Raw genomic sequence first — 6,751 nt, 5'->3', positions numbered from 1 at the left:
ATCGGGCGTCGGTCAGTCGCCTTACATCATTGGCAAGGGTGCCAAGGGCGATGGCGGCTGGGGCGGAAACATTGCATTAGGCTATGGTTTCGAGAACGGTTTCCGCGTTGAAGCACAATTGGCCAAGGGCAACGCTGGCTTCAAAGACAGCGGCGTCTCTTCTACAGTTGGTAACATTGGCGTTTGGACCGCAATGGTCAACGGCATCTACGACTTTAACCGCGATGGTAACATCAACCCATTCGTCGGTGCTGGCGTCGGTTTGGCACGCGTTGATATGCTGGCTGGATCGTTCGACAAGGCAAACGCTTCGAACCCATTGTTGGCTTTGAGCCGCGCTTCTGCCGTTTCGATCAACGACAGCGACACGGGCTTTGCTTGGCAATTGATGGCCGGTCTTGGTTTGAAGTTGTCTGAGCGTTTGAACGCTGACATCACCTATACCTATGTCAACGTTGCTGACTTATCGTTCGCAGGTACTGGCCGCGTTCTATCGAATGCGTTCGGCGGTTCGACGACGACGCCTCTGACTTTGGGTGCTGGTTCGGGTACCAGCGGTTTGCCAGGCATTGGTGGCCTCGGCTTGGGTCTGCGTTATTCCTTCGCAGCTCCACCACCACCACCACCACCACCGGCTCCACCGCCACCACCACCTCCGCCACCACCACCACCTCCACCTCCTCCGCCACCACCTCCGCCACCACCACCACCACCGCCACCTCCGCCACCACCACCAGTGTGTGACGGCCGTTCGCTCGTGGTGTATTTCGAGCACAACAAGTCGTTCCTGACTGCGGAAGCGACCAGCGTGCTGGATAATGCGGTGCAAGAGTTGTCGGCTCAAAGCTGCAACTATCGGACAGCCTTGATCCAAGGTCACGCCGACTTGTCCGGTAAGCCACAATACAACATTGAGCTGTCTCAAAAGCGTGTTGTTGCGGTCCGTGAAGCTTTGGTCGCCCGCGGCGTCCCAGGTGATCTGATGACTGGCGAAGCGTTTGGTGAATCCAAGCCAGCAAAGCCAACTGCTGATGGCGTCAAGGAACCCTTGAACCGTCGTGCAGAAGTGACCTTCACCTTCCAGTGATCTTTGTCACAAGCTAATGAGAAGGCCCGGCGGTTTCGCCGGGCCTTTTTGTTTGGCCAAAGCGATTGCCGAGGGGACGCGCCCTCTACAAACTAGGCGCCGATGTGCCCCTGCTAGGGTATCATCGAATCAGTGGGTTAAAGTTAGGCGGGTATTGTTTGCATAGGTTTGGTCTCCGACTTGAATTAGCCGATCACTCGCCAGTGTCTGACCGGGTGGATAGTCGGGAGCTACTTCTAATGCCTTATACAAAGGGGCAAAATCTTGCGATGTTGCTTCAAACAAGTCGTTGAAGTCTTGAATTTCGAAATAGGTTTCTTGGAAATCATCAATTCGATAGCGTGTCTGCATGACACGCATCAGATCAAAACCGATCCGATTTGGCGAACGGGATTCCAGGCAGAAGCAACTCTCGGCCGGCGACGACAATATCCCCGCGCCATAAATTCGCGGACCATTTGCTGACGCGATCAAGCCAAATTCGACCGTATACCAATAGAGCCGCGCTAGGGCGTCGAGGCTGTTCAGGTTTTGGGCGCGGAGCCCGCCTTGGCCATAGGCTTGCATATAGTCAGCAAAGACGCGGTTGGTCAGCATGGGGACGTGACCAAAGATATCGTGAAACACGTCCGGGGCTTCAATATAATCGAATTCTGCTTCAGAACGGATGAAGTTTCCGGCAGGAAACCGGCGGTTGGCCAAGTGTTCAAAGAAGATGATATCCGGGATAAGCCCTGGTACCGCAACGATGGTCCAACCAGATATAGACTCAAGTTGCCGGTTTAGCGCTTTAAATTCGGGAATACCCTCGCCATGAAGGTCGAGAACAGATAAGCCTTCTAAGAATGCTTCACAGGCGCGCCCGGGCAGGATCTCCATCTGCCGCTCATGCAGCCGGGTCCAACGCTGGTGCTCTTCCTCGCTATAGGCCGCCCAGTTCTGATCAATCGTCCAATCAGCAGCGGCATGTGGGGGTGGGATGCTGTCCATATCTTTTGTATTCACAACCGACCCCCTTTCTCCAATCAGCCTTGGCTCTAATTGAGCTTCAAGTCTGGCTTTCGAATGTAGGACTTGCCGTCAAAATCGGCAAAAAGCTCTGGTACCGTTGGATGCTCGACCGGTTCACCCGATGTGTCTGGTAACAGATTTTGTTCAGAGACATAGGCGACATAATGGGTTTCATCATTCTCCGCTAGGAGATGATAGAAGGGCTGGTCCTTACGGGGACGCAGATTCTCTGGGATCGCTTGCCACCATTCTTCCGTGTTAGCAAACTCGGGATCGACATCATAAATGACGCCCCGGAATGGAAAGAGGCGGTGGCGCACGATCTCTCCGATCCGAAACTTGGCTGTTTGATTCAACATGCGAGGGCTCTCCTTTCCTGAGCACAAGAGTTATGCACGATTGTTACGACGTGCAAGCACCCTGGACGATACATGCGCAGAGATTGCCCTTCGGCAATAGGATGTTACGATAGGTGCAACGAAGCGCTAAAGTTTGGCGCAAACAGAGGTTTGACATGGCCGGCGGCCTTTCAACGCCTGCGACGGGACTGGTAAGAATCCCGCCACAGAGCGTCCACGCGTCGCACGATCCTGCGCAGTGCTTTGCTGCTTTGGATCTTGGGACCAATAATTGTCGACTGCTGGTCGCACAGCGTGCGCCGGGCGGATTTCGTGTGGTTGATTCCTTCTCGCGGATTGTGCGGTTGGGCGAGGGGCTTTCAGCAACGGGACTTCTGTCTGACAGGGCGATGCAGCGAACGTTTGCAGCCATCCAAGCCTGTTCTGAAAAAATTGCGCGTCATAAGCCTATTCGGGTCCGCTGCGTTGCAACCCAAGCCTGTCGCGCAGCCCGCAATGGACCGTCCTTTTTGAAGGAAATTACCCGAAAAACGGGGGTTCGCTTCGAGGTGATTAGTCCAAATGAGGAAGCCCGCCTCGCGGTTATTGGCTGCGCGGATTTGTTTGATCCTAAGGGCGTTGGCGCCTTGGTTGTGGATATTGGCGGAGGCTCAACAGAGTTGTCCTGGGCCATTAACCGGGGACCAGACCGTCGACCTAAACTTGAACATTGGTTCTCTGCCCCGATTGGCGTTGTAACCCTAGCCGACCAGTTTCCAGAGCATGGCGATACCGTCAGTTGGTATGCGGCCATGAAGCAATGTGCCTCCGATCACGTGGCGGGTTTTTCAGCCCCCGATGAAGTTCGCGACCATTTGATGTCGGGCAAGGCCCATATCGTCGGAACCTCTGGCGCTGTGACAAGTCTGGCTGGCGTGCATCTTGGATTGGCGCGTTATTCTCGAAGATTAGTCGACGGGCTTTGGATCACAGAACAGGATACGCGGGCTGCGATTGCAAACCTAACGGCACGCGACAAAGCTGGACGGGCGGCAGAACCCTGTATTGGACCAGACCGGGCTGATCTTGTCCTTGCGGGTGCAGCCATTTTGGAAGCGATTTTGGATCGCTGGCCCAGTCTTCGCCTTCGTGTTGCCGATCGCGGCCTACGTGAGGGGCTAATCCTAACCATGTTAGAACCACCGCGCCGCCGGCGCAGGCGCAGGCGGGCCAAATCATGAGTGATGAGAAAGACAAGGGGAAATGGGCGAAGAAGGGGCCACCACCTGCGCTGCCAGAGCGTCGGCGGCGGGTTGTGTTTGATGTCGGCCAAACCGATACTCGCGCAACACCCACGCGTGTAAAGACCGGCAAGAATCGCACGGCTCAATCCGCGCGCTGGCTCGAACGCCAGTTGAATGACCCTTATGTCCATAAGGCACGCGCCGACGGATGGCGGGCTCGCTCTGCCTATAAGCTTATTGAATTAGATGAGAAATTCAGACTTATTCCAAATCATGGTCGCATTATCGACTTAGGCGCGGCACCTGGCGGGTGGACGCAGGTTGTTGCCCGCCGCGGTGCCGCAGCGATTGTAGGGATTGACCTCTTGCCGATGGACCCAATTGAGGGGGCGACAATTATTCAGGGCGATTTTTTGGCAGAGGGCATGGAAGATCATCTGATCGCTTTGCTGGGCGGGCAACCCAATCTGGTGATGAGTGATATGGCAGCCAATACGGTTGGCCATAAGCAGACTGACCATTTGCGAACGGCGGCGCTGTCTGAAGCCGCTGCGCATTTTGCGATGCGCGTTTTGGCACCCGGTGGCGCATTTGTAACCAAAATGTTCCAAGGCGGAACCGAGACTGAAATCCTCACACGGCTGAAGCAATCTTTCAAAGAGGTTCGCCATGCGAAGCCACCCTCCAGCCGGGCTGAAAGTGTGGAATTGTTTATGGTTGCAACCGGGTTCAAAGGTTAGGTGCGACCGGATCGTGGGCACATGCTTTTATTGAGCCTGCAACAAATGGTCACAAATCCACTGATGCGCTTTTAAAAGAATAGATCCCGCGCCATAAGGCTGGAGACTAATGAGGAATAGCCATGACCACTCGCATTTGGGACAAATCAAGACTGCCAAGTCGCCACGTCACATTGGGGGCAGCTCGCGCCCCACACCGCTCCTATTATTACGCAATGGGGCTTGGCACGCGTGAGATTGAAGCCCCATTTGTGGGCGTTGCCACGTGCTGGAATGAAAGTGCACCGTGCAACACGGCTTTGATGCGACAGGGCCATGCGGTGGCTGCTGGGGTGAAAGAAGCTGGCGCTACCCCCCGTGAATTCTGCACCATCACGGTGACCGACGGGATTGCGATGGGTCATGAAGGGATGCGCTCCTCACTTGTCTCGCGCGAAGTGATTGCCGATTCTGTTGAACTCTCGATCCGCGGCCATTCCTATGATGCGTTGGTCGGGGTTGCTGGCTGCGACAAGAGCTTGCCCGGGATGATGATGGCCATGCTGCGCCTCAATGTGCCGAGCGTTTTCCTCTATGGCGGTTCGATTCTTCCCGGCAAGCACAAGGGCAAAGACATTACGGTTCAAGAAGTGTTTGAGGCCGTTGGTGCGCATGCAGCTGGCCGAATGGATTTTGAAGAATTGTGCGAGATCGAACGCCATGCGTGCCCAAGCGATGGTGCTTGTGGTGGCCAATTCACTGCCAATACAATGGCCTGTGTCGCTGAAGCAATCGGGCTTAGCCTGCCCTTGTCGTCCTCCTTACCAGCTCCTTATCTGGACCGAGATGCCTATGGCGTGGCTTCTGGCCATGCAGTTGTGGATTTGATCGCCCGCAATCTGCGCCCGCGCGATATTTGCACCCGCCAAGCCTTTGTGAATGCGGCCATTGTGGTTGCTGCGACGGGAGGGTCAACCAATGCAGCCTTGCACTTGCCCGCAATGGCGCATGAGGCCGGCATTGAGTTTACCTTGAAGGATGTCGCTGACGCCTTCATGTTGACGCCGTGGATTGCCGATCTGAAGCCCGGTGGCCAATATGTCGCCAAGGATATGGGGGAAGCCGGTGGCATGCCCATGCTCTTGCGCGCTCTGCTCGATGAAAATCTGATCGATGGCAATTGCATGACCGTTACAGGCAAGACTTTGGGCGAAAACATCGAAGAAGTTACGTGGAATCCAGACCAAAAGGTTATTCGCCCCGTCAAAGCCCCTTTAACCGAAAATGGCGGCGTTGTTGGTCTGTGGGGTTCAATGGCACCAGAAGGGGCCATGTTGAAGATTGCGGGGCTGGCCAATTTGACCTTCCGCGGTCCTGCGCGCGTATTTGATGGCGAAGAGGCCTGCTTTGAGGCTGTTTCTAACGAAGCTTTTGAGGCGGGTGAGGTCTTGGTCATTCGTTATGAAGGTCCTCGTGGCGGGCCTGGTATGCGCGAAATGCTATCCACGACTGCGGCACTTTATGGCCTTGGACGTGGCGGCGATGTGGCCCTCATCACCGATGGTCGTTTCTCTGGCGCAACGCGCGGCATGTGTATCGGCCATGTCGGACCTGAAGCAGCCGTAGGCGGCCCAATCGCGCTTGTTGAAAATGGCGACATCATTGCCATTGATGCCCAGGCCGGAACCATTGATCTAGAGGTCTCGGAGGAGGTGTTAGCTGCCCGTCGGGCCGCTTGGAAGCCGCGCAAGACCAATTATAATTCCGGTGCCATTGCCAAATATGCAAAACTGGTTGGACCTGCCTATCTGGGTGCTGTCACCCACGAAGGGGCAGCCGCCGAGACCCATATGTACGCCGACATCTAAGCCTTTGAAGAGCGGGCAAACTCTGTGCCTTGACGGGCCAAAGCATCTGCTCGCTCATTCATCGGATCACCCGCATGGCCTTTGACCCAGCGCCAATCCACTTTGTGGGTTTTGCTGGCTAGGTCGAGGCGTTGCCACAAATCGGCATTGAGAACTGGCTTGCCATCGGCTTTGCGCCACTGCCGTTTCTTCCAGCCATGAATCCAGGCCGTAATGCCTTGGCGCACATATTGGCTATCGGTATACAAAATCACGGGGCAGGGGCGTTTGAGGCTCTCCAGTGCCATAATGGCGGCCATAAGCTCCATCCGATTATTGGTGGTTAGCGGCTCGCCGCCAAAAATCTCTTTTTCATTGCCGTTGAATTGCAGAATCGCACCCCAGCCGCCGGGACCGGGATTGCCCGAGCACGCACCGTCTGTATGAATTGTTACCGGTGAAGCTGTAGCCATAGTATCTATCATCATTACTCTGTATGGAGGTT

Annotated in this window: 7 protein-coding genes; 4 read left to right on the top strand and 3 right to left on the bottom strand. The window is 55.4% G+C overall.

Annotated elements, in window-relative coordinates; genetic code table 11:
* Nucleotides 1-1,087: OmpA family protein (locus IOB61_RS10020; protein WP_290815872.1), on the top strand; the 1,087-nt coding region annotated here is incomplete at its 5' end.
* A gap of 129 nt (nucleotides 1,088-1,216) precedes the next feature.
* Here the strand turns inward: IOB61_RS10020 and phhA are convergent.
* Together phhA and hspQ are read right to left on the bottom strand one after the other, a co-directional pair.
* Nucleotides 1,217-2,077: a phenylalanine 4-monooxygenase gene (gene phhA / locus IOB61_RS10015; RefSeq protein ID WP_290815873.1), complete on the bottom strand. Its 861-nt coding sequence runs from the start codon at nucleotides 2,075-2,077 to the stop codon at nucleotides 1,217-1,219.
* Nucleotides 2,078-2,124: 47 nt separating this feature from the next.
* Nucleotides 2,125-2,457, bottom strand: a complete 333-nt coding sequence (gene hspQ / locus IOB61_RS10010; RefSeq protein ID WP_085340530.1) for a heat shock protein HspQ — start codon at nucleotides 2,455-2,457, stop codon at nucleotides 2,125-2,127.
* A 155-nt stretch (nucleotides 2,458-2,612) separates the two neighbouring features.
* On the opposite strand from hspQ, the gene IOB61_RS10005 reads away from it, so the two are divergent.
* The 3 genes from IOB61_RS10005 (at nucleotide 2,613) to ilvD (ending at nucleotide 6,267) form a co-directional block, all read left to right on the top strand.
* Nucleotides 2,613-3,677 (top strand): Ppx/GppA phosphatase family protein, encoded by a 1,065-nt coding sequence (locus tag IOB61_RS10005; protein WP_290815869.1) that lies wholly within the window; start codon nucleotides 2,613-2,615, stop codon nucleotides 3,675-3,677.
* On the top strand, nucleotides 3,674-4,420 hold the full coding sequence (locus IOB61_RS10000; RefSeq protein ID WP_290815867.1) for an RlmE family RNA methyltransferase: 747 nt from the start codon (nucleotides 3,674-3,676) through the stop codon (nucleotides 4,418-4,420). The genes IOB61_RS10005 and IOB61_RS10000 overlap by 4 nt, the downstream gene beginning before the upstream one ends.
* Before the next feature lie 122 nt (nucleotides 4,421-4,542).
* Nucleotides 4,543-6,267 carry a dihydroxy-acid dehydratase gene (ilvD, locus tag IOB61_RS09995; RefSeq protein WP_290815864.1) on the top strand — a complete coding sequence of 575 codons (1,725 nt, stop codon included), beginning with the start codon at nucleotides 4,543-4,545 and terminating at the stop codon, nucleotides 6,265-6,267.
* Here the strand turns inward: ilvD and rnhA are convergent.
* Nucleotides 6,264-6,719, bottom strand: a complete 456-nt coding sequence (rnhA, locus tag IOB61_RS09990) for a ribonuclease HI (RefSeq protein ID WP_290815861.1) — start codon at nucleotides 6,717-6,719, stop codon at nucleotides 6,264-6,266. The genes ilvD and rnhA overlap by 4 nt on opposite strands.
* Nucleotides 6,720-6,751 lie beyond the last annotated feature (32 nt).

Origin of the sequence: Aquidulcibacter sp. (assembly GCF_020253525.1) — a bacterium.
Lineage (GTDB): Bacteria > Pseudomonadota > Alphaproteobacteria > Caulobacterales > Aquidulcibacteraceae > Aquidulcibacter.
This window is presented reverse-complemented; position numbering and strand designations above follow the sequence as displayed.

Excerpts from the sequence above, each read along its gene's own strand:
- hspQ (WP_085340530.1), bottom strand. The coding sequence starts at position 2,457 with ATGTTGAATCAAACAGCCAAGTTTCGGATCGGAGAGATCGTGCGCCAC.
- ilvD (WP_290815864.1), top strand. The coding sequence starts at position 4,543 with ATGACCACTCGCATTTGGGACAAATCAAGACTGCCAAGTCGCCACGTC.
- IOB61_RS10000 (WP_290815867.1), top strand. The coding sequence starts at position 3,674 with ATGAGTGATGAGAAAGACAAGGGGAAATGGGCGAAGAAGGGGCCACCA.
- IOB61_RS10005 (WP_290815869.1), top strand. The coding sequence starts at position 2,613 with ATGGCCGGCGGCCTTTCAACGCCTGCGACGGGACTGGTAAGAATCCCG.
- rnhA (WP_290815861.1), bottom strand. The coding sequence starts at position 6,719 with ATGGCTACAGCTTCACCGGTAACAATTCATACAGACGGTGCGTGCTCG.
- phhA (WP_290815873.1), bottom strand. The coding sequence starts at position 2,077 with ATGGACAGCATCCCACCCCCACATGCCGCTGCTGATTGGACGATTGAT.